The sequence below is a fragment of the Algibacter sp. R77976 genome (assembly GCF_044594645.1).
Lineage (GTDB): Bacteria > Bacteroidota > Bacteroidia > Flavobacteriales > Flavobacteriaceae > Algibacter_B.
On sequence record NZ_CP138989.1, the window covers coordinates 3,249,188 to 3,272,971 of the forward strand.

At 33.1% G+C, this 23,784-nt stretch carries 16 protein-coding genes and 1 tRNA gene; 13 read left to right on the plus strand and 4 right to left on the minus strand.

All coding sequences use genetic code 11. The features are described from left to right. Positions 1-5: 5 nt before the first annotated feature. The 4 genes from SJY43_RS13835 to SJY43_RS13850 form a co-directional block, all read right to left on the minus strand. Positions 6-1,250, minus strand: a complete 1,245-nt coding sequence (locus SJY43_RS13835; RefSeq protein ID WP_396601338.1) for a T9SS type A sorting domain-containing protein — start codon at positions 1,248-1,250, stop codon at positions 6-8. Positions 1,251-1,654: 404 nt separating this feature from the next. After that, on the minus strand, positions 1,655-4,390 hold the full coding sequence (locus SJY43_RS13840; protein ID WP_396601339.1) for a response regulator: 2,736 nt from the start codon (positions 4,388-4,390) through the stop codon (positions 1,655-1,657). Between the two features lie 190 nt (positions 4,391-4,580). Continuing rightward, on the minus strand, positions 4,581-5,774 hold the full coding sequence (locus SJY43_RS13845) for a DegT/DnrJ/EryC1/StrS family aminotransferase (protein WP_396601340.1): 1,194 nt from the start codon (positions 5,772-5,774) through the stop codon (positions 4,581-4,583). Between the two features lie 131 nt (positions 5,775-5,905). After that, on the minus strand, positions 5,906-6,535 hold the full coding sequence (locus SJY43_RS13850; protein WP_396601341.1) for an NAD(P)H-dependent oxidoreductase: 630 nt from the start codon (positions 6,533-6,535) through the stop codon (positions 5,906-5,908). Between the two features lie 189 nt (positions 6,536-6,724). Between SJY43_RS13850 and SJY43_RS13855 the strand changes: the two genes are divergently transcribed. From SJY43_RS13855 to SJY43_RS13915, 13 genes are all read left to right on the plus strand, one after another. Then, a tRNA-Ser gene (locus SJY43_RS13855) sits at positions 6,725-6,812 on the plus strand. Between the two features lie 235 nt (positions 6,813-7,047). Further along, positions 7,048-8,298: a site-specific integrase gene (locus SJY43_RS13860; RefSeq protein WP_396601342.1), complete on the plus strand. Its 1,251-nt coding sequence runs from the start codon at positions 7,048-7,050 to the stop codon at positions 8,296-8,298. Positions 8,299-8,481: 183 nt separating this feature from the next. Beyond that, entirely contained in the window at positions 8,482-8,745 is a 264-nt protein-coding gene (locus tag SJY43_RS13865; protein ID WP_035325026.1) for a helix-turn-helix domain-containing protein, read from the plus strand. Continuing rightward, positions 8,745-10,274, plus strand: a complete 1,530-nt coding sequence (locus SJY43_RS13870) for a hypothetical protein (protein ID WP_396601343.1) — start codon at positions 8,745-8,747, stop codon at positions 10,272-10,274. Before SJY43_RS13865 ends, SJY43_RS13870 begins: the two co-directional genes overlap by 1 nt. A gap of 50 nt (positions 10,275-10,324) precedes the next feature. Continuing rightward, positions 10,325-10,642, plus strand: a complete 318-nt coding sequence (locus SJY43_RS13875) for a DUF6660 family protein (protein ID WP_396601344.1) — start codon at positions 10,325-10,327, stop codon at positions 10,640-10,642. A gap of 49 nt (positions 10,643-10,691) precedes the next feature. Beyond that, the gene (locus SJY43_RS13880) at positions 10,692-12,878 is read left to right on the plus strand and encodes a TonB-dependent receptor domain-containing protein (protein WP_396601345.1); all 2,187 of its coding nucleotides are present in this window, start codon (positions 10,692-10,694) and stop codon (positions 12,876-12,878) included. A 2-nt stretch (positions 12,879-12,880) separates the two neighbouring features. Continuing rightward, a complete protein-coding gene (locus tag SJY43_RS13885) occupies positions 12,881-13,294 on the plus strand; it encodes a Fur family transcriptional regulator (RefSeq protein WP_079738441.1) in 414 nt (137 codons plus the stop codon). A 56-nt stretch (positions 13,295-13,350) separates the two neighbouring features. Beyond that, a complete protein-coding gene (locus SJY43_RS13890; RefSeq protein ID WP_079738442.1) occupies positions 13,351-13,713 on the plus strand; it encodes a DUF3703 domain-containing protein in 363 nt (120 codons plus the stop codon). Beyond that, the gene (locus SJY43_RS13895; protein ID WP_260096178.1) at positions 13,710-15,662 is read left to right on the plus strand and encodes a heavy metal translocating P-type ATPase; all 1,953 of its coding nucleotides are present in this window, start codon (positions 13,710-13,712) and stop codon (positions 15,660-15,662) included. The genes SJY43_RS13890 and SJY43_RS13895 overlap by 4 nt, the downstream gene beginning before the upstream one ends. Before the next feature lie 71 nt (positions 15,663-15,733). Further along, the gene (locus SJY43_RS13900) at positions 15,734-16,147 is read left to right on the plus strand and encodes an HYC_CC_PP family protein (RefSeq protein WP_317674610.1); all 414 of its coding nucleotides are present in this window, start codon (positions 15,734-15,736) and stop codon (positions 16,145-16,147) included. Positions 16,148-16,254: 107 nt separating this feature from the next. Next, complete coding sequence (locus SJY43_RS13905) at positions 16,255-19,962, plus strand: efflux RND transporter permease subunit (protein ID WP_396601346.1); 3,708 nt, start codon at positions 16,255-16,257, stop codon at positions 19,960-19,962. Continuing rightward, positions 19,959-21,179 carry a TolC family protein gene (locus SJY43_RS13910; protein WP_396601347.1) on the plus strand — a complete coding sequence of 407 codons (1,221 nt, stop codon included), beginning with the start codon at positions 19,959-19,961 and terminating at the stop codon, positions 21,177-21,179. Before SJY43_RS13905 ends, SJY43_RS13910 begins: the two co-directional genes overlap by 4 nt. Positions 21,180-21,265: 86 nt before the next feature. Then, positions 21,266-23,773: a heavy metal translocating P-type ATPase gene (locus SJY43_RS13915; RefSeq protein ID WP_396601348.1), complete on the plus strand. Its 2,508-nt coding sequence runs from the start codon at positions 21,266-21,268 to the stop codon at positions 23,771-23,773. The last annotated feature ends 11 nt before the right edge of the window (positions 23,774-23,784 follow it).

Consider the following 23,784-nt stretch of genomic DNA (forward strand, 5'->3'; position numbering starts at 1 on the left):
TTTTTTTAGTTTTTAATTAATACTTTTTTTGTTTCTATATGATTACCACAATCTATTTTAGCGATATACATTCCTGATTCTAATTGACTTACATTGAGTGTGGTTTGTTTTTTTTGAAACATTATTTGTTTCCCTTGAAGATTAAATAGTGTTACAGAATTAACCGTTTCGTCTGAATTTATATTTAAAAACTCTGAAGCTGGATTTGGATATATAAGAACCATGGGGTTTTCATGAAATTCATTGCTACTTAAAACTTCTGGTTGCGACCAATAAGTAACAATGCGTAAAAACCCTCTCCAAACATTAGGTGTTGCATCTGTATTCCAACTTTGGTAGATAAATTCTATTTCGTTATCGTTAGCATCATAGGTTTTTAGGTGCCTATACTTATTTTCCCAAACATCAGCGCTACTACTCCACTCTTGTATTATAAATTCGGTTTGGTTACCGTTTTCATAGCTATACAACCAACGATCTACGTTTCTATATTCAGACGTAAACCAAAGTTGAGTTATACTTTCCTCTATAAGTCCCTCTGGAGTGTAGTTGTTAGCCGTTTTTTTATATGGAGCACTAGAAAACTCACCAGTACTAGAATTATAACCATAGTACTCAACATCTGTTAACTGCCTATCCGTATTGTATGTGTAATCTATTTTTTCGTCATTTTCCCAAACGGCAACATCTCGATAATATACCTCGCCTATTTGGTAATCAACTAAACTGTCTGCATAATTATTAGTAGTACGCTCTTGTGGGATAAACATATTAGATGATGTATCATAGGCTTCGGTGGTAGTTGTACTTAAAAAATTATCAATATAACTTTTAAATTCTCTTTGGTAATTTTGCCAAGCCTCACTATAGTATAAATCATATTTATGTACAATTTCATTGCCATCATCATCATAGGTGTAGGCGTGCCTATATTTATCATTCCAACCGCTATTTGGGCTATTCCAGTTTTGTTGTATATTACTTTCTAACTGGTTTTCTGGCGTGTAAATTTTATTAAACTGATAATAATTAACCCAATTAGCACCTGTTAGAAATTGCCTGCGAAAATTAGTTTCTTTAACACCGCCATTATCGTAAGTGAGATACTCTCTAGTATTGTGTAGCCAATTGTTATTATAATTATCCCATTGAAATAGGTGAATAGAATCTTTTCTGAACTCTGCTTGAGCATTAAAATTTAGAATTCCTAAAAAAAAGGTAAAAACCCATAAAGTGTAACATTGTTTCATTTCTCTCTATTTATTAAAGTGTATTTCTTTTATAACTTTATTCTTATGAATAATTTTTAAAATGTATGTACCATCATCTAAGTGGTTTACATTTAAGTATATGTTATGCTTTGGGAGAGATTCTATTTTACCATTAAACGTTTTGTTTTTATGTGCCACTTGTTAATTAGGTAAATACTATTGCTACTAATTATTCCAAATGTAAAACACCTACAACCCATTGGATATAAGATATGTAACAATGAATATAACATATGTAACAAGCCAGTAATAGCCTGCCTTAAGAAAGAAGTTTTAAGTGTGTTTATTTACAAACGTCCAAATTATGGCATTATAAATTTTCAAGAAATCGCAAATAGTATCTTATAATATTTGTAGAAAAAAGATGAGTATTTGTTAAACTGTTACTTACTTTCATGTTTTTTAGAAAACTCGGTTGGTGTACAGTTATAAGCCTCTTTAAAACATTTTGTAAAATAAGAATGATCGTTAAAACCAACCGAATACCCAACTTGAGATATGTTTATATCGGAGGTTTTTAATAGTTCTGCAGCTAGTTTTAAACGTTGCGACCTAACAAACTCTGATGCCGATAAACCAGTAAGTGCTTTTATTTTTCTATGCAGTTGCATCCGGCTCATACCAACAGCTTTACTAAAATTTTCGATATTAAAGGAAGATTCTACAAGGTTTGCTTCTAGAACTTCTTGAACCTTAGTTAAGAATTGCTCATCTAGATTAGTAACCGCAATATCTTTAGGGGTTAAGATTATTTCCTGACTATATCTACTTTGAAGTTTACGCCTAATATCTATAAGATTAGACACTTTAGTTTTTAAAAGTTTAGAGTTAAAAGGTTTTGTAATATAGTCATCGGCGCCTATTTCTAAACCTTCTAATTCGTTTTTATCGCCTGCTTTTGCGGTTAATAAAACAACAGGAATATGACTTGTAAGCTCATTATTTTTTAAAGTTTTAGTAAGCTCGACACCATCTTTAACAGGCATCATAATATCAGATATTATAATATCTGGTACATGCTTAATAGCCAAATCAATACCTATTTGTCCGTTTTCGGCAGTAATAATATTATAAAAATCTTGAAATGTTTGTTTAAGTAAAACTCTAACATCTACATTGTCTTCAACTATTAAAAGGATTGGTTTGTCGTTCTCTTCAAATACATCATCTATAACGTTAACTGTTTCTAGTTTAGTTGGTTCGTAATCAATATTAATTCCAGATGATTCTACAAATACTTCATTTTTAAAACTGTTTTTATCTACTGGCAATTTTACTAAGAAGTTAATCCATGTGTTAGGTTTACTTTCTACTTTTATAGTTCCTTTATGAAGCTCCACCAATTCCTTAACTAAAGCAAGACCAATACCAGTACCTTGATTACGCTCATCGGTTTGATAAAATCGAGTAAAAATAGTGTCCTGCTGTTCTTTTGTTAATCCAATACCTATATTTTTTACACTAAATTGCCAGATATTGTTTTCTATAAACGCGTTACAAATTACTGTACCATTATTAGGCGTATATTTTATAGCGTTAGATAATAAATTTATTGTTATTTTTTCTAGTGCATCCTTATCAAACCAAGTATCGTTATTACTTTTTTCAATTTGAAGTTGATAATCAATATTGTTTTGTTTTGCAGAATAAATAAAAGATTCGGCAAGTCCAGAAATAAGGTTTTGAATGTTTCCTTTTTGAATATGAAGTTTTAATTGTCCTGCATCTATTTTTGAAAGGTCTAATAATTGATTAACTAACCCCAATAACCTATCGGAATTACGCTTAGCCATTACAAATTGCTCTCGCTTTTTATCTGAAAGTGATTCATCATCAATAGCTTCATCAATTGGATTAGTTATTAACGTCAATGGTGTTCGAAACTCGTGAGAGATGTTTGCAAAGAAGTTTGATTTTGCAGAGTCTAATTCTTTTAACTTGATATTTGTTTTTTGACGGTTTCTATAAAGCACGAAAAGAAACAATCCTGCAATTGTAGTAAGTGACAAACCGCCAACTAATAGATTGCGTTGGCTTTTCTGTTTTTGTTCATTTAAAGCCTTTTCTGATTTTAATAAGGCTATTTCTTGTTCTTTCTTTTCGGTTTGGTATTTGGTTTCTAATCTTCTAGAGGTGTTACGGTTAGCTTTTTTGTTAAGTTCAATTTTAAGATTATAAGCTTGTTTATAATAATTTTTAGATTTTTCATGATTACCTAAATTATCATAACAAATAGCAAGATCTCTCAAGCACCTATGATACACTTCATTATCAACTTGATTTGATTTCTCTAGCAATATTCTAGATTCTTCTAGATAAGTCGAGGCTTTCTTATAATCATACTTATCATATCTTAAAAAATGTCCATAATAATACTTAGCTTTGGCCATGGCGTAATCATTATTTTTATCTGATAAATATTGAATAGCCTTATACCTCGTTTCGTCTGCTTTATCTATACTATCTAATTCAAGATAAATAGCCGATTTAATTAAATACATCCGAGAAACGTACTTTTGCTTATCTTTTTTTAAATAATAATCAAGAGCTAAATTTGTGTAAGTCATAGCTTCAGTATACTCATTTCTCATCTGAGCAAGATCTGCTAAATGGGCATGAGTATAATTAATAGCATCTTGAGAATTAATTTTTTTTGCCCTTTTTAATGCTTGCAGCGCAATATCATAAGCCAAATTAGTACTATCATAAGTAAAAGATAACTTAGAAATTTCAGCTCTTTTATTAAGGGATTGAATGGTTGTAAAATTATCATAACTATTAATCTTAGCTATAGAATCAACTTTTAAAAAAAAGGGTAAGGCCATAGCTTCTTCGCTTTGATTGAAAAAAATATTACCTCTTGTGAAATAAATTTCAATTAAAGATTTCCAATCTTTATTTTTTAATGCTAATTGTTCAGAATAACCTATATAATCTGTTGAATCTAATTTCTTCAAGAAATCTTTACTTTGCGCTGCTAATAATGCAGAAGCAATTGTGAGTGAATCGTTTTTTAAATTTTTTAAAAGTTGAAATGATTTTTTACTTGAGACATACGCGCTATCATATTTTTCGTTTTCAAAAAATGTTTTTGATTTATTAAATAGGTCTGATGACAAAAACTCCTTATTAGAACTTTGCCCAAAAAAACAATTAGGTATTAGGAATAGAATTATTAAATAACGGTAACACATTGTAGCTTATAATTTATAAATAAATATACGCAATTATATAATAAACAAGCGGTTATAAATATAACCAATGTAACAAGAAGATGTTACATTAACAATAGTGCATTATTTTAAAGTATTAAAAACTAGCTTTAATAACCTTAACCATTTTTACTGCACGATCTCTTACCTCCTGCTCTGTCCAAGATAATTTTATTAAACAGGAAATATTTCTTGATATAAATTCATCAGATTTTGAAAAGTCTTTGGTTTTAAGATATTCTAAACCATCCGTAACTTCTTTAGAAATTGGAAATAAAGATTTTAAATCTTTTAAGTGATTCCATTCTTTTATATAATGCCAGTTGTTATTAAAATAATTCCAACAAACATCTATTCCGTTTTCTTTAAAGCCTTGCAAAACTTTGTTTACTGTATCTAAGTTTGGTAAAAAGAAGTTGAAGAATGCACCACTTTCTACACCGCCTTCGGGTACCGTTCTAAACGTAACTTCTGGAATTTCTGATAAAGCTTCTTGAAGAATATTAAAGTTTCTTTTTTGAATTTCTAAAAATTCTGGTAACCGTTTTACTTGCGCTAGTCCTACAGCTGCATGCAATTCTGATATTCTGAAATTATACCCTAAAAACGGATGTGTTTCTGCTCCTCTATCATTACCAACATGATCGTGGCCATGATCGCTATAATGGTCTGCATTTATGTAATACTCTTTATTATTTGTTATAACCGCTCCGCCTTCTCCACAGGTTATGGTTTTAACAAAATCGAATGAGAAACATCCTAAATCGCCAATGCTTCCTAATGGTTTCCCTTTATAAGTCCCGCCAATAGCTTGACAAGCATCTTCTACTAATAAGATATTGTGTTTTGTTGCAATGGTTTGCAAGGCATCCATATTACCCATACTACCACACATTTGCACGACCATAATGGCCTTTGTTTTTGGTGTTATAGCAGCTTCAACCGCTTTTGGGTTTAAGCATAAGGTGTCGTCTATGTCTACTAGAATAGGAATGGCTCCCAACATCATAATAGCTTCGAAACTAGCCACAAAGGTAAATGTTGGCATAATAACCTCATCTCCTGCGCCAACGCCAGCTGATGCTAATGCTACTGATACGGCAGCTGTTCCGCTAGAAACTAGTTGTACGTGTTTGGATTGAAATGTGTTTTGTAGTTCTGCTTCTAATTCTTTGGCTTTCCAATGGCCATTACGCATACCATCAAAACCGTAGCGCATAAGCACGCCATTATCTAAAACATCATTTACTTGTTTTCTTTCTAAATCTCCAAATAATTCAAATCCTGGCATATTGTATTTTGTTTTATGTTGATTGGGACGTTGATTTTGCGTTAGGGATTGAGGTTTTGTTGAAGCTCTCCCGATTTTTTATCGGGAAGCGACTACCGAAAGCCCGACCCTTGTGGTAACGCCCAAATTATTTACATGTTTATTATGGTTTCGCTAATTGGTTTTCTTACTTTTTTTAATGTTGAAAACATATCGTCCTCATCACGATACCCAATTGGTAAAAGGAGTACCGATTTTAATCCTTTTTGGTCTAATTTAAGAATTTTGTCGTATTCTGATGGTAAAAATCCTTCCATTGGGCATGAGTCTATACCTTCTAGGGCACAAACCGCCATTAAATTACCAAGTGCGATATAGGCTTGATTGGTAGACCATTGCTGGCGTTCTTGTACAGACTTAACTTGCATCATATTAATTAAATCTTCTCGATAGGGTTTTAATATGCTTTCTGGCGTGTTACGAATGTGTTTTATATTATTGTAATAGGTTTTTACATCGTTATCTTCAATATCTTTTTGAATACAAATTACTAGCAAGTGCGAAGCATTGAGAACTTGTTTTTGGTTGTATGATAATGCTACTAGCGGTTCTCTAACTTTTTTATCTTCAATTACTACTAACTTTATCGTTTGCAACCCGAACGATGTTGCTGTAAGATTAAAAGCTTCTGTTATAATATTTAATTTTGCGTTTGACAACTTTTTTGTTGCATCGAACTTTTTTGTGGCATAGCGCCACTTAAGCTGTTTTATGGTATCCATTCTGGTATAATCTATTTCTGCAAAAATACGGTTTGCTGTTTTCTTTTTATGGTTATTAGTTCATAAAATATGAACATTGAAAAATACATGAAATTTATTTTGAAAAAGTTAAGTTTTTATTTGAATAGAATGAAAAAGGCTCTTATATTTGCACCCGCATTCAGGCAAATAGCTTGATGAGGCACTCAAGGAGAATTGGCAGAGTGGTCGAATGCGGCAGTCTTGAAAACTGTTGAGGGTCACACCTCCGGGGGTTCGAATCCCTCATTCTCCGCCAAGATTTATTCAAAATCGACGAAAGTCCTGTAAACTCAATGTTTATGGGACTTTTTATTTTACCCAAAACATCAAAATATGTATTAAAAACCATTCTGTTGGTGACCTATTAGGTGACCTTTTTATAACCTTAATTAGGTCACCTAATTGTTTATAACTGTTTATAAATCAGTATAATATATCAATTAAAAGACCTCAATATTTTGTAAATTAATGTATAATTAAAGGTCACCAGAATGAACAAAACATTTGGATTATTATTCTACTTAAAAAAGAGTAAAGTAGATGCACAGGGCAAATGCCCTATTTACCTACGTATTACCATAGATGGTAAGCGTACAGAGATTAGTACAAAACGTACCATTGAAATTGAGAAATGGAGCGTTGAAGCTAATAAAGCTATTGGAAGAACTGAAGATATACGAGAACTAAATGCCTATTTAGATTCACTTACTACAAAAGTATATCAAAGCCAAAGAGACTTAATTCAAGATAACAAGGAGGTTACAACCGAAACCCTTAAAAACAAGTTTTTAGGTGTTGAGGAAAAACAAAGAACACTCATAACCATCTTTAATAATCACAACAAGCAAGTTGAAAAATTAGTTGGTAGAGAGTTTTCAGCAGGAACTTTAGAACGCTATAAAACTGTATGTAAGCATCTGCAAGAGTTTATGCAACATCAGTACAATGTAAGTGATATACCTGTAAACAGAATAGACCACAAGTATATAACAGATTTTGAGTTCTATTTAAAAACCGTTAGAAACTGCGGGCATAATAGCACAATCAAGTATATCAAGAATTTTAAAAAGATAGCACGTATAGCAATAGCTAATGATTGGATTAAAAAAGACCCATTTCTAAATTATAAAGTCCGTTTAAAAGAAGTGGAACGTCAATTTCTTTCAGAAGAAGAAATACAAACAATGCTCGAAAAAGAGTTACACACCAATAGATTAGAGCAAGTAAGAGACATTTTTATATTCTGCTGTTTTACTGGTTTAGCATACAGCGACGTTAAGAAGCTCTCAAAAGACAATTTGGTATTTGGTATTGATGGCGATAATTGGATAAAGACAAAGCGTACTAAAACAGATACACGCAGTAACATTCCACTACTTCCAACCGCTTTAGAAATTATAAAGAAATATGAGAATCATCCAGAGGCAGTTACAAAAGATGTTTTACTTCCTGTATTGAGCAATCAAAAGTCTAATGCCTATTTAAAAGAGATAGCAGACTTGTGTGGTATCAATAAAAACTTAACCACCCATTTAGCTCGTCATACGTTTGCAACTACTGTAACATTGTCTAACGGTGTGCCAATGGAATCAGTAAGCAAAATGTTAGGGCATAAATCACTTAAAACGACACAGCACTATGCTAAAATATTGGATAGAAAAGTAAGCGATGATATGGCAATTTTGAAACAAAAGTTTGCTGATAAAAATACTCGACCAAACACCAATAAGATAGCCCAATAACAATTTAATCTAAAAATAGAGATTTATACCTGAAACTGCCTGTAATACAGGTGGTTTCTTGTTAAAAAGTTCACCTATTTCGTTAATAACTGTCAATAACTTTTCATTTATAAAAGGTGATTTTGGCGTATATTGTATGTTAGAAATCAGGTAGTTAATACCTATTAATATTTTTTATATAGAATGACATTTGAAGTAATTACAAAGGATGATTTAAAGACTCTAAAACAGGAAATCATTACAGAACTTAAGACAATTTTAGGAAGCCAAACAGAGCAAAAAAAGTGGTTAAAATCAGCGGACGTACGTGAGCTATTAAATATCTCACCAGGTACGTTGCAAAATTTACGAATCAATGGTACACTACCCTTTACCAAAATGGGTAAAACAATGTACTATGAGTATGACGATGTAGTTAGAATTTTAACCCAAAACAAGAGTGCTTAATGAGATTATACATACCAGAGAATTTAGACATAGACCAAATTGTTTATGATTACCCACCTAATTTTAAAAAGTACAAACACAAAAGAGATAAGCTATTATATGTTATTCACTTAATAAATGCGCTTACACTCTACAACAAAGATTTAATGTATGATGACTTTGTATCTATAAGTGCAAAAATCTTACAGGACAAAATCTCAAACTATAAAGAGTACTTAAACTATCTTATCAACTTTGCGAAAATTATAGAAACAGATAATCAATACTTTGTTGGCTCAAAATCAAAAGGGTTTAGACTTACTGAAAAATACAGATGCGAAGTAGCTATTCATTCTATTAGCGACCAAACATTTCACAGGAAATTAAAAGTTGAACGTAACAATAGAGCAGTTTCAGTAAACCATCTAAACTACCTAACAAAATGGTTTGATGAAAAATTAGAAATTGATATTGATTACGTCAATAATTTTTTAGCCGAAGAATATGCGTTGAAGAAAGACAACAAATCTTTGTGGCAATCCAAAAAGTTTAATAACTATGGTAAGGTCGAAGTCAAATATAAAAGACCTATTGACCAATTAAATCACGCAAAAATTAGCGTAGAAAAAATAAGCCGTAAAGATTATTATTTGTTGCACGATGATAATGTATATCGCTTCCATTCCAATCTTACTAATATGCGAAGCGTTATCAGAAATGCAGTAACGTATGATGGCCAAAAATTAATTTCGATAGATATTAAAAATAGCCAACCTTATTTAAGCACTATATTGTTGAGTCGCTCGTTCTGGATTGAGCAAAAAAATGAGCCAAATACACAAAAAGAGTTATCAATCAGATTCGACGACCCCAAAAACCGACCTTTTTATTCTTTTAATAGTATAAATGATAATAATTATAAGGTTGATGGTAAGATTGATGATAGATTGAGTATATCTCACATAAAGGTACACGATACTGATTCTTACATTATGTTAGGAGATATTGATAAAACCCTTATGAATAATGAGTTTAGTCAGTATATAAATCTTGTGGTGAGTGGGACACTTTATGAGTTTTTAGAACAACAATTTAGTCTACGTTTAGGGGAAACATTCTCAAACCGTAAGGAAGTAAAAACAGCAGTATTTCAAGTGCTATTTACAGATAATAGGTTTTTGGGGCAAGAGGATGCAAAACCAAAGAAGATATTTAAGGAAATGTTCCCAAACGTATATGAGGTGTTTAGACAGATTAAGAGTAAAGATAAATCACTACTTCCAAGATTGTTGCAGAGTATTGAGAGTTACTTAATGATAAATGTTATAGCAAAGCGTATATCAATAGAATATCCAGATGCACCAATATATACAATACACGATAGTATTTCTACAACAGAAGAATATGTAGATGTGGTTGAAACTATAATGACAGAGGAGTTATCTAAAGCCATAGGTCACGCACCTAAATTAGCTCGTGAGGAATGGTGTAAAAGTAATATGGCAAAACATCTTGAAACTATAAAGGAGAAAGCTAAAGTTGTGGCTTAAATAAAATAATTGCACAACCATTGCATCATTAAATTTTTATCTTTGTAACTGTGAAATTTATAACAATCATATTATCCTTAATCATACTATTGCTTTCAGCAAAGCCTTGTTCTGATGGTCAAAATCTTGAAGACCAGCATCAAGACGAGATAAGTGTTAATCACAACCACCAAGAAGATAGTGACGATTCTTGTCCTGTAACTTGTATTTGTAATTGTTGTGGTATGGCAATTACTTATGAACCAATCAAGACATTTGATTTAAAACTCAATATTGAAATCTCATCGGAGTTAATTTCTACATATCAACCTATTTACTGGTTTAACTTCCTTTCCAACATTTGGCAACCGCCACAAGTAATAAGCTAAAACAAATCGATTTTAAATCAATTATTTAGTTAATTACAAATACAATTCAATGAATAAATACATATTGAGCATAAAGCTCATATTAATACTTTGCCTATCGTTACAGGCACAAACATCAAACATACAAATTAAAGTCATAACAGAAGCGGAAAACGAGCCTTTAATGGGTGCTACGGTTTACTTTGAAGCATTAGAAAAAGGTTCTGTAACTAATTTTGATGGTATTGCAGAATTTACAGAAATACCAGACGGTCAGCACCAAATAATAATTTCCTTTTTAGGTTTTGAAACATTTGAGACAACAATTCAAATTCCAAGTAATAATGAATTAATGTTTAAACTAAAAGAGGGCGGTAATCAATTAGATGCTGTAGTACTGCAATCTACAAGAAGCACAAGAACAGTACGAAAAATACCTACACGTATAGAGTTTATAGGTGCAGAAGAATTAGGAGAAAAAGCAATAATGAACCCTACTAATATTTCTATGGTGCTTCGTGAAAGTACAGGAATACAGATGCAACAAACATCATTAAGTAGTGGAAGTACCAATATTCGTATTCAAGGATTGGATGGTAGATACACACAGCTTTTAAGAGATGGATTTCCATTATATGGTGGTTTTTCAAGTGGATTAAGTATTTTACAAATACCACCTTTAGATTTACAACAATTTGAGATTATTAAAGGAAGTTCATCAACACTTTATGGTGGAGGTGCTATTGCAGGATTAGTAAATATGGTATCTAAAACACCAGACGAAGAACCTGCATTAGATATAATGCTCACGCAGACACAAGCGTTAGGAAGTACAGCCAATGTATTTTATAGCAAACGAAATGAAAAATTTGGTGTTTCACTTTATGGCTCTGGTCATTATCAAAAAGCATACGACCCAGAAGATGATGGCTTTAGCAACCTACCAAAAACAACGTCAATTTCTTTTAATCCTAAACTGTTTTATTATCCATCAGATAAAACAACGCTTTGGTTTGGATTAAACGGAACGTACGATGATAGAATTGGTGGAGATATTACCAAAATTGAAAGTGGTGAAGAAGGTATTCATCAATATACAGAAGAAAACAATTTAAAACGATTAAGCAGTCAATTGGTATATCAAACACAATTAGATTCCGTTAGTTCAGTAGAGTTTAAAAATAGTGTCTCTTTTTTCGATAGGAATTTAACCGTTCCGGATTTCAATTTTGATGGCAAACAGACAAATACGTTTACTGAAATCACATATAATACAGCATCAGAAAAAACGGATTGGATAGTTGGAGCTAATCTTTATACCTCAAATTTCGATGAAAATGATAACGCACCACTACAGAGAGACCAAAAAGATGTAACCTTTGGCGCATTTGCAAATAATATTTATGATTTATCAGATAATTGGATATTAGAAACAGGATTAAGAGCAGATTATAATACGGATTTCGGTTTCTTTCCACTTCCAAGAATTTCATTACTCTACAAAAATGATAGTGGATTTTCAAGTAGAATTGGTGGAGGTTTAGGGTATAAGATTCCAGATATTTTTACAGAGGAAGCCGAATATATCAATTTTGAAAATGTGCTTGCTATAGATAAATCAACAGTAGATGCAGAACGTTCATATGGTGTTAATTTCGATGTAAACTATCAAACACGATTATTGGATGAGATTGGTTTTTCTATAAACCAATTATTCTATGTGACTGCTATTAATGATGGACTACTTTTAAATTCTACAGATAACGGTTTATTTCAGTTTGAAAATGCATCAGATGAAATATTCAGTAAAGGAGCAGAAACCAATATAAAATTTACTTACAAAGACTTTAGGTGGTTTTTAAACTATGCGCTTATTGATACCAAACTAAATTATTTACCTGGCAATCCACAAAAGCCATTAACAGCAAAGCATAACGCAGGTAGTGTTTTAATGTACGAATCTGAAAAATGGCGTATTGGTTATGAAACCTTTTATACAGGAAAACAATTCTTATCCAATGGTACAGAAACTACAGACTTTGTAACTATGGGTTTATTGGTGATGCGTAATTTTAAATTAGGAAGTGTATTTGTGAATTTTGAGAATTTTACAGATAGAAGACAAAGCAGGTTTTCACCTTTAGTTTTACCGCCACACGACAATCCTGTTTTTCCAGAGATTTATGCACCTACAGATGGTTTTATATTTAGTGTAGGTCTTATTATTAAACCATTTGGAAACGAAGACCACGATTAAATATGGAAACAATAGAACAAGTATTAGAGTCAAAAAATATTCGTGTTACAGCAATGCGTATGTTAATTTATAAGTTTCTTGCAGAAAAAGAGATAGCGGTAACATTGAGTGATATTGAAAATGCTTTTGAAAAAGCAGATAGAACTACCTTGTACAGAACTATTAAAACTTTTGAAGAAAAGGATATTGTGCATCAAATAGACGATGGCACAGGGATAACAAAATATGCGTTATGCGAAAAGGGATGTAATTGTGATATAAAAACCGATTTACACTTACATTTCCATTGTAACAATTGCAATGAAACCATTTGCCTAACAGAACATAAAATACCGCAAATTAAAGTACCTGATGGTTTTGTGTCAGAGAATGTAAATTTGGTGGTAAAAGGTATTTGCGATAAGTGTAGTGGCTAATAATTGCACTTCCATTGCACTTACTATTAAAGTACATTTATCCAAAATTAGTGGATATGAAGTTTAATACTAAAATACCTAAACATCTTAAACAGGCGTATAACGAAGAATTAAAACTATACAGTTTCTGTTTAGAAAATAAGCATTTTGGCAATGCTTGGTATCATTTAGAACGCAGTCATATCATAGGGCAATCTTATCCAATAGAACATACCTATTCACATTGGTTAATGCTAAAATTTGGATTTAGACAAAAAGATACTAAAGAAGTAATAGGTCAAATAGTTAGGTTGTTTGTGGGTGGCTGGAAATCATTTATAAATCACGTTCCACTTGGTAATACAGGTGGAGCAAACGTGCCACCATTAAAACGGATGCCTATTCCCAATGACATTGAAAAATTATTAGATATTAAATGAAAAAAAAGAAAGTCAATTTAAGAGATTTAAAACCAAATTCAGAAGAACAACATTCTCACGATGATGGTCACGACCACGGAAATGGAAGTGCATTCAAAACATACATTCCTGCTATTATAAGTTTTGTTATGTTAATGGTAGGTATCGCTGTAGATTATTTTGATGCGATTCCTCAATTTGAAGGATGGATTAGAGTAGTTTGGTACACTTTAGCATATATTCCAGTTGGGTTTCCTGTAATTAAAGAAGGATGGAAAAGCCTTATAAAAGGCGATGTTTTTACCGAGTTCTTTTTGATGTCTATTGCCACAATTGGTGCGTTTATTATTGGTGAATATCCTGAAGGTGTTGCAGTAATGCTATTTTATGCAGTAGGAGAATTATTTCAAAACGCAGCAGTTAATAGAGCAAAAGGAAACATTAAAGCCTTATTGGATGTTAGACCAAAAGAAGCTAATGTATTTCGTGATGGTGATTATATAAGTGCGTCGCCAGAAGCTGTAAATATTGGCGAGAAAATACAAATTCGAGTAGGTGAAAAAATTCCATTGGATGGTATTTTATTATCCGAAAAAGCATCGTTAAATACAGCAGCTTTAACAGGAGAAAGCAAACCAGATTCTATTCAGAAAGATGCAAAGGTTTACGCAGGTAGTATCAATTTGGAAAGTGTTATTGAAGTTGAGGTAACCAACACCTTTGAAGATAGTTCTATTGCGAGAATATTAGACTTGGTTCAAAATGCTACAGCACGTAAATCTAAAACAGAATTATTTATTAGGCAGTTTGCTCGTATCTACACACCAATTGTTGTGTTTTTAGCTATTGGCGTAACTTTTATACCTTACTTTTTTGTAGATGATTATGTATTTCGAGATTGGTTATACAGAGCATTAATTTTCCTGGTAATATCTTGTCCTTGTGCGTTAGTGATTTCAATTCCATTAGGATATTTCGGTGGATTGGGAGCAGCTTCCAAAAATGGAATATTATTTAAAGGTGCTTCATTTTTAGATGCAATGACCAAGATAAATACTTTGGTAATGGACAAAACTGGAACCGTTACCAAAGGTGTATTTAAAATTAAAGAAGTAAAAGCAATCGGTTGGAATGAAACCGAATTTATGCGATACTTAATGGCGATGGAAGAGCAATCCACGCATCCAATTGCAAAAGCCATTTTAGAGTATAAAGCAGAAGGTGAAGATTATGAAGCTTCCGAAGTGTCTGAAATTGCAGGTAAAGGTTTAAAAGGCGTTGTTAATGATAAAACAGTTTTAGTAGGAAATAAAGCCTTAATGACTGCGAATAATATAAATGTTCCATCTGAAACGGAATCTATTGTAGAATCGATAGTATTAGTTGCAATCGATAATCAATTTGCAGGTTATGTAGTCATAGCAGATGAATTAAAAGAGGATGCAAAAGAAACTATTACAGCATTACACAAAGTAGGCATTAAAAATATTATGATGCTTTCTGGTGATAAAGATTCCATTACTCAACAAGTCGCTAAAGAACTAAATATTGAAAATGCTAAAGGTGGTTTATTACCAGAAGATAAGTTAAACGAAGTTGAAATTTTAAAGAAAAATCCTGAAAACAAAATAGCTTTTATAGGTGATGGTATAAACGACGCACCTGTTTTAGCAGCAAGTAACGTTGGTATTGCAATGGGTGGTTTAGGTAGTGATGTAGCTATTGAAACAGCAGATGTCATTATTCAAACAGACCAACCATCAAAAGTAGTGAGGGCTATTAGGATTAGTCGTTCTACACGTAAAATTGTTTGGCAGAATATCATTTTAGCATTTGGTGTTAAAGTTATTGTCTTGATTTTAGGAGCAGGTGGTTTAGCCACAATGTGGGAAGCTGTTTTTGCAGATGTAGGAGTAGCATTATTAGCAATTTTAAATGCAGTTCGATTACAACGAATGAGTTGGGATTAAGCAGATTAGTCAATTAAACTTCTGTTAAACAAAATCAATAGTTGTTAAAATTTCGTAACTTCGCAAACAGTATGAAGCAATTTTTCCATAAAATAATGTCTTTAGCAATGGCTTTTGTAGTGTTATTCTCTACAATGTCATTTACTGTGAATATGCATTATTGCGGAGAAACTTTAGTCGAAACTGCTATTTTTCAGAAGGCCAAAGGGTGCGGAATGGAAATGGAAAAGCCTTCAACCGAAGGATGTTCTATTACCAAGAAAAATTGTTGTGATGATAAACAATTAGCAATTGAAGGTCAAGACGAATTACAATTGCAAGTTGACAAAATCACGTTTGAGCAACAAGTATTCATCGCTTCATTTGTTTATACTTACATTAACCTTTTTGAAGGTTTAGACAGTAATGTATCTACCTACGAAGAATACAAACCACCACTCGTCATAAGGCAACTCTACAAGATTGACGAGACATACTTAATTTGATTTTTAAACAATAGACTCTTTTATCCTATGACTGCAATGTCGTAAGGATAATTTACTGTATTCGGTGTTTTTACAACACTATTGTCTAATTGTTTAAAATCAATCATATGCTAAATAAAAGCATCAAATTTTTAATAGAAAACAAACTCGTTGCAGTTTTACTACTTGTCCTTTTTATTGGATGGGGAACTGTTAATGCACCTTTTAATTGGGATACTGGTTTCTTACCAAGTAATCCAGTTGCTGTAGATGCCATACCAGATATAGGCGAAAACCAACAAATCGTTTTTACAAAATGGGATGGTCGCTCACCACAAGATATAGAAGACCAAATTACGTATCCATTAACCACATCCTTGTTAGGGATTCCTGGAGTAAAAACCATTCGTAGTTCCTCTATGTTCGGTTTTTCAAGTATCTATATCATTTTTGAAGAAGACATCGAATTTTACTGGAGTAGAAGTCGTATTCTCGAAAAACTTAATTCCTTGCCAAGTGGTTTATTACCCGAAGGTGTTAATCCTGCATTGGGTCCCGATGCCACAGGATTAGGACAAATATTTTGGTACACGCTTGAAGGTCGTGATGAGAACGGTAATGTAACAGGTGGTTGGGATTTGCAAGAATTGAGAAGTATTCAAGATTACTATGTAAAGTATGCGCTGTCCTCTGCAAGTGGTGTTTCAGAGGTTGCTTCTATTGGTGGTTATGTTCAAGAATATCAAGTGGACGTGAATCCAGAACTAATGCGTCAGTATAATATTGGATTACATCACGTTGTAAAAGCAGTTAAGGAAAGCAATAAAGACATTGGTGCACAGACTTTGGAAATTAACCAAGCCGAATATTTAGTTCGTGGTTTGGGTTATGTGAAATCCATTTCAGACATCGAAAATGCAGTAGTCACTTCAGAAGATTATACTTCAATTAGGATAAAGGATATTGGTAAAGTTTCATTAGGTCCTGCAACAAGACGTGGATTATTAGATAAGGAAGGAGCAGAAGTTGTTGGTGCTGTTGTTGTGGCTCGTTATGGTGCAAACCCAATGGAAGTCATCAATAATGTAAAAGAGAAAATTAACGAGTTAAGCGCAGGATTACCTTCAAAAGTTTTGGCAGATGGAAGAACATCGCAAGTAACCATAGTGCCTTTTTATGACAGAACAGAACTGATACAAGAAACTTTAGGTACACTCAATGAAGCCTTAACTCTTGAAATATTGATTACCATTTTGGTTATAATCATTATGGTGTTTAATCTTCGAGCTTCTGTCTTGATTTCAGGATTATTACCAGTTGCAGTCTTAATGGTATTTATTGCAATGAAACTCTTTGGCGTCGATGCTAATATTGTCGCTTTATCAGGTATTGCAATTGCTATCGGAACAATGGTCGATGTTGGTGTTATACTATCAGAAAATATCATTCGGCATTTAGATGAAGATGATGGAACACAATCCATTAATACAGTAGTTTACAACGCAACAGCCGAAGTTTCTGGTGCAATCGTAACCGCAGTAATGACTACAATTATAAGTTTCATTCCTGTATTTACAATGATTGGCGCTGAAGGTAAATTGTTCAGACCATTAGCATTCACAAAAACCTTTGCACTAACAGCATCCATTATAGTAGCATTGTTTTTAATTCCACCGTTTGCTGCATTTTTATTCAGAAAGAAAAGCATTAAAAACACTTTTAAATATGTTTTAAATGGTGTTTTAATAGCATTGGGAATCGTAGCCATAGTCTATGGATATTGGTTAGGATTAATTTTAATTGCGTTTGGGATTACAGCATTTCTCAATCTTCAAAATAAGTTAACTGACAAACAAGCTAACATTATCAATATCATTATTTCAGTATCAGCTATAATATTCTTATTAGCCGAATATTGGAGACCACTTGGCGTAGATAAAAGCATTTTCTGGAATCTTATTTTTGTAAGTGTTATTTGCTTTGGTTTATTAGGTGTTTTCTCATTATTTATCAAATATTACACACGTATTTTAAGGTGGTGTTTAGATAATAAGTTGCTCTTTTTATCAGTACCAACAGCAATTGTAATTGCAGGTTTTTTCATTATGAAAAATACAGGCAAAGAGTTTATGCCATCATTAAATGAAGGCTCATTTTTATTAATGCCAACCTCAATGCCTCATTCTGGCGTGGAAGAAAATAAAAGGGTTTTACAGCAATTGGATATGGCAGTTGCTAGTATTCCAGAGATTAAAACGGTAGTTGGAAAAGCAGGAAGAACAGAATCAGCATTAGACCCAGCGCCATTATCAATGTACGAGAATGTTATTCAGTATAAACCTGAATATATGCTGAATGAAAACGGAGAACGCCAGCGTTATAAAGTCAATGATGATGGCTTATTTGAGTTGAAAGATGGGCGATTTATCGCTAATCCGAATAATTCTGACAATGTCACTTTAAGCCCAGTCAAAAGGTCGCAATTAGTAGAAGATGACAATGGCGAGTTCTACCGTAATTGGCGACCAGAAATACAATCACCAGACGATATTTGGAATGAAATTGTTAAAGTTACCAAACTACCAGGCGTTACATCTGCACCAAAATTGCAACCTATTGAAACCCGATTAGTAATGCTACAAACTGGTATGCGTGCACCTATGGGAATAAAAGTTAAAGGTCAAGACTTAAAGCAGATTGAAGCGTTTGGTGTGCAATTAGAAAACATCATCAAGGAAGCTGAAGGTGTTAAAAAAGAAGCTGTTTTTGCAGACCGTATTGTTGGTAAACCCTATTTGTTAATTGATATTGATAGAGAGAAAATTGCACGTTATGGTATTTCAATACAAGATGTTCAAGATGTATTAAAAGTAGCAGTTGGTGGTATGGTCTTAACCCAAACGGTAGAAGGTCGAGAGCGATATGGTGTACGAGTACGATACCCAAGAGAATTACGAGCAAACCCAACAGACTTACAACAGATTTATGTGCCAGTTGAAAAAGGTAGTCCAATTCCATTAAGTGAATTGGCAACCATCCGATACGAACAAGGTCCGCAAGTCATTAAAAGCGAAGATACCTTTTTAGTTGGCTATGTGCTATTTGATAAAATGGACGGTTTTGCAGAAGTTAATGTGGTTGAAAATGCCCAAGCCTTAATTCAAGAAAAGATTGATAGTGGCGAATTAGTAGTCCCAAAAGGGATTAATTATCAATTTACAGGAACCTATGAAAATCAATTAAGAGCGGAAAAAACCTTATCGGTTGTTGTGCCTTTAGCATTGGCAATCATTTTCTTAATTCTGTATTTTCAATTTCGTTCGGTTGGAACGTCCTTAATGGTATTTACAGGTATTGCAGTAGCATTTGCAGGTGGTTTTATTATGATTTGGTTGTATGGTCAAGGATGGTTTTTAAACTTCAATGTCGCTGGTGAAAACCTACGCGATTTATTCCAAATGCACCCAATCAATTTAAGTGTTGCAGTTTGGGTTGGGTTTATTGCACTCTTCGGTATAGCAACCGATGATGGTGTAGTTATGGCAACGTATTTAACGCAAACTTTCGATAGAAACATACCAGATAATAAAAAGGAAGTAAGAGCATCTGTTGTAGAAGCAGGAGAAAAACGTATCAGACCTTGTTTAATGACTACTGCTACTACCATTTTGGCATTATTACCAGTATTAACCTCTACAGGACGAGGAAGCGATATTATGATTCCTATGGCAATACCAAGTTTTGGCGGAATGCTCATTGCCTTAATCACTTTGTTTGTTGTACCAGTATTGTACAGCTGGAAAGCCGAATTTCAACTTAAAAGAACATCAAAATGAAAAATATAATTCTAATAATCAGCATTTTGTTTGTTTCCGCTTTCGCGAAAGCACAAGAGCTTCAATCCTACATTCAAGAAGCAGAATCAAACAATCCAGAAATTCAAAAATTCGAGTTACAATACAAAAGAGCTTCCGAAAAAGTAAATGAGGTTAATACTATTCCTAATACCGAATTTGGAGTTGGTTATTTTGTAAGTGAACCAGAAACACGAACAGGAGCACAACGCTTTAAAGTATCGGCTAAACAAATGTTACCGTGGTTTGGGACTATTACTTCGAGAGAAAATTACGTGAGTTCATTGGCAGATGCTAAATACGAAGACATTGTCATCGCAAAGCGAAAACTAATGGCTTCGGTATCACAATCCTATTATAATCTATACGCCAACAAAGCAAAGCAAGAGGTTTTAACTGAAAACATCAAACTATTAGAAACTTACGAAACATTAGCACTAACATCTGTTGAGGTTGGTAAAGCATCCGCAGTAGATGTATTGCGTTTACAAATGCGCCAAAACGAAATGCAACAACTAAAAGATGTATTGCAACAACAATTTTTAGCAGAACAAACTAACTTCAATAATCTATTGAATAGAGATAATGATGTTACCGTGAATGTGGTAGATAGTTTAATGATACCTTCTGAAGACTTTGATATTACTTCTGAAAATTTAGCATTACATCCTGAATTACTAAAATATGATAAACTCTATCAATCCATAGAGCAATCAGAATTATTAAATCAAAAAGAAAGCATTCCAATGATTGGTTTTGGATTAGATTATATCAATGTTTCTGAAAGACCAAATATGGATTTCAGCGATAACGGAAAGGATATTGTAATGCCAATGGTTTCGGTATCTATCCCAATTTTCAATAAGAAATATAAATCCCAAACCAAGCAAAATGAGTTGCAACAACAAGAAATTACTGCCCAAAAACAAGAACGCTTAAATAATTTGGAAACACTTTTAGACAAGGCGATTAACGAGCGTATTTCAGAAAGAATAAGCTATGCAACCCAAACCAAAAACCTAAAGCAAGCCAAAGATGCAGAAGATATTTTAATCAAAAGCTACGAAACAGGAACGATTGATTTTAATGATGTTTTGGATATTCAAGAGTTGCAACTAAAATTTCAAATGAACCAAATAGAATCTGTGAAGACCTACTATGTGCAAAGTACAATGATTAATTATTTAACACAGCAATAATGAAATGAGCGGATGTATTATTATAAAACTATTCAAGATTTTAAAAAGCGAATTACATCTGACCATTAAAAAATAAATAACAACAGATGAAACACACATATCATATACACGGAATGACTTGCAACGGTTGTCGCAGTCACGTTGAAGAAACGCTCTCTAAAATAGAAGGAGTTTCGAAAGCAACAGTCGATTTAGATAAGACAGAAGCTACCATAGAAATGGAATCAAATATTCCTATAGAAAAGTTTCAAGAAGCCTTAAAAAAGGATGGTGACAGATACAGTATACATAAACAAGGTGAACAGCATCAACATTCAAAAGATAAAAAGAAAGAGCAACCCAACGGAAAAGGAAAAGGCACAGGCACATTTTATTGTCCTATGCATTGCGAAGGCGATAAAACGTATGATGAACCAGGCGATTGTCCTGTTTGCGGAATGGATTTGGTGGAAGAACAAAACCTATCAGCAACTTCAATGGAACAATGGACGTGTCCTATGCATCCTGAAATTGTAAAAGACGAAGCAGGTTCGTGTCCTATTTGTGGGATGGATTTAGTGCCAATGGAAGTAGATAGTTCAGCAGAAGAAAAAACGTATAAGAAGCTATTAAAGAAATTTTGGATAGCATCTGTATTCACATTACCCATTTTCTTAATTGCTATGAGCGAAATGCTTAATAACAATCCATTATATGATATAATGGAACAGAAAAATTGGAACTGGATTCAGTTTGTTTTATCCATTCCAGTAGTGTTTTATGCCACTTGGATGTTCTTTGAGCGTGCTTATAGAAGCATAAAAACGTGGAATCTCAATATGTTTACACTCATTGGGATTGGTGCAGGTGTGGCTTGGTTATTTAGTGTATTTGGGATGTTGTTTCCAGATGTATTTCCTGAACAATTTAAAACTGAATTAGGCGCAGTTCACGTCTATTTTGAAGCAGCAACAGTTATTCTGACTTTAGTGCTTTTAGGTCAATTGTTAGAAGCTCGTGCACATAGTAAAACCAATTCGGCAGTAAAAGAGTTACTAAAGTTAGCACCTAATAAAGCCATAAAAATAGTTGATGATGAAGAAGTTGAAGTCAGTATTGATGAGATAGAACTCAACGATATTCTCAAAGTAAAACCAGGCGATAAAATTCCTGTTGATGGTGTGATAATCGAAGGTGAAACAACCATTGACGAATCTATGATTACAGGTGAACCTATTCCTGTAAACAAAGCTGAAAATGATAAAGTAAGTAGCGGAACCATTAATGGGAATCAATCCTTTTTGATGAAAGCAGAAAAGGTAGGAAGTGATACATTACTCTCACAAATCATCCATATGGTGAATGATGCAAGTAGAAGTCGTGCACCAATTCAAAATTTAGCAGATAAAGTTTCAGGTTATTTTGTGCCAGTTGTAGTTCTTATTTCTATTATCACATTTATTGTATGGTCTATTTGGGGACCAGAACCAGTTTATGTGTATGCGTTTGTGAATGCAATTGCAGTACTAATCATTGCGTGTCCTTGTGCTTTAGGTTTAGCAACACCAATGTCTGTGATGGTTGGTGTGGGTAAAGGTGCTCAAAATGGTGTATTGATTAAAAATGCCGAAGCTCTTGAAAAAATGGATAAGGTAAATACGCTTATCGTTGACAAGACAGGCACAATTACCGAAGGAAAGCCAACAGTTGAAACCGTTGGTGCTTTTAATGATGCTTTAAGCGAAAAAGAAGTGTTACAATACATCGTGTCATTAAATACAAATAGCGAACATCCTTTAGCAGAAGCGACAGTTAAATATGGCAAAGAACACAACGCAGAAATTTTAAAGTCCGAAGATTTTAGTGCTGTTACAGGAAAAGGTGTTGAAGCTAAAATTGATGGAAAAAATGTAGCATTAGGTAATCCTAAAATGATGGAATATGCCAAAGCAGATATTACCTCTAAAATGAAAGACGAAGCTAAATCTTACCAAAAACAAGGCAAAACAGTTTCTTATTTGTCAATAGATGAAACCGTAGTTGGATATGTAGTTATAGGCGATAAGATAAAAGAAACAAGTGCTAAAGCCATTAAATCACTTCAAGATAAAGGGATAGATGTAATAATGCTAACAGGTGATAATCACGATACAGCACAAGCAGTAGCATCAGAACTAAATCTTGCAGATTTTAAAGCCAGTATGCTACCAGAAGACAAACTCAAAGAAGTAGAGAAACTACAAAAAAATGGAAAAGTAGTTGCTATGGCAGGTGATGGAATTAATGATGCACCAGCATTGGCAAAAAGTGATGTAGGTATTGCAATGGGAACAGGAACAGATGTAGCGATAGAAAGTGCTATGATAACTTTAGTAAAAGGCGATTTACACGGTATTGTAAAAGCAAAAAATTTAAGTAATGCTGTAATGAAGAACATTAAGCAAAACCTATTTTTTGCACTTATCTACAACACTTTAGGTGTGCCTATTGCAGCAGGTGTGTTGTTTCCATTCTTCGGAATACTACTCTCGCCAATGATAGCAGCTTTAGCAATGAGTTTTAGCTCTGTTTCGGTTATAGGTAACGCACTACGATTAAGAACAATTAAAGTATAACTATAAAATCA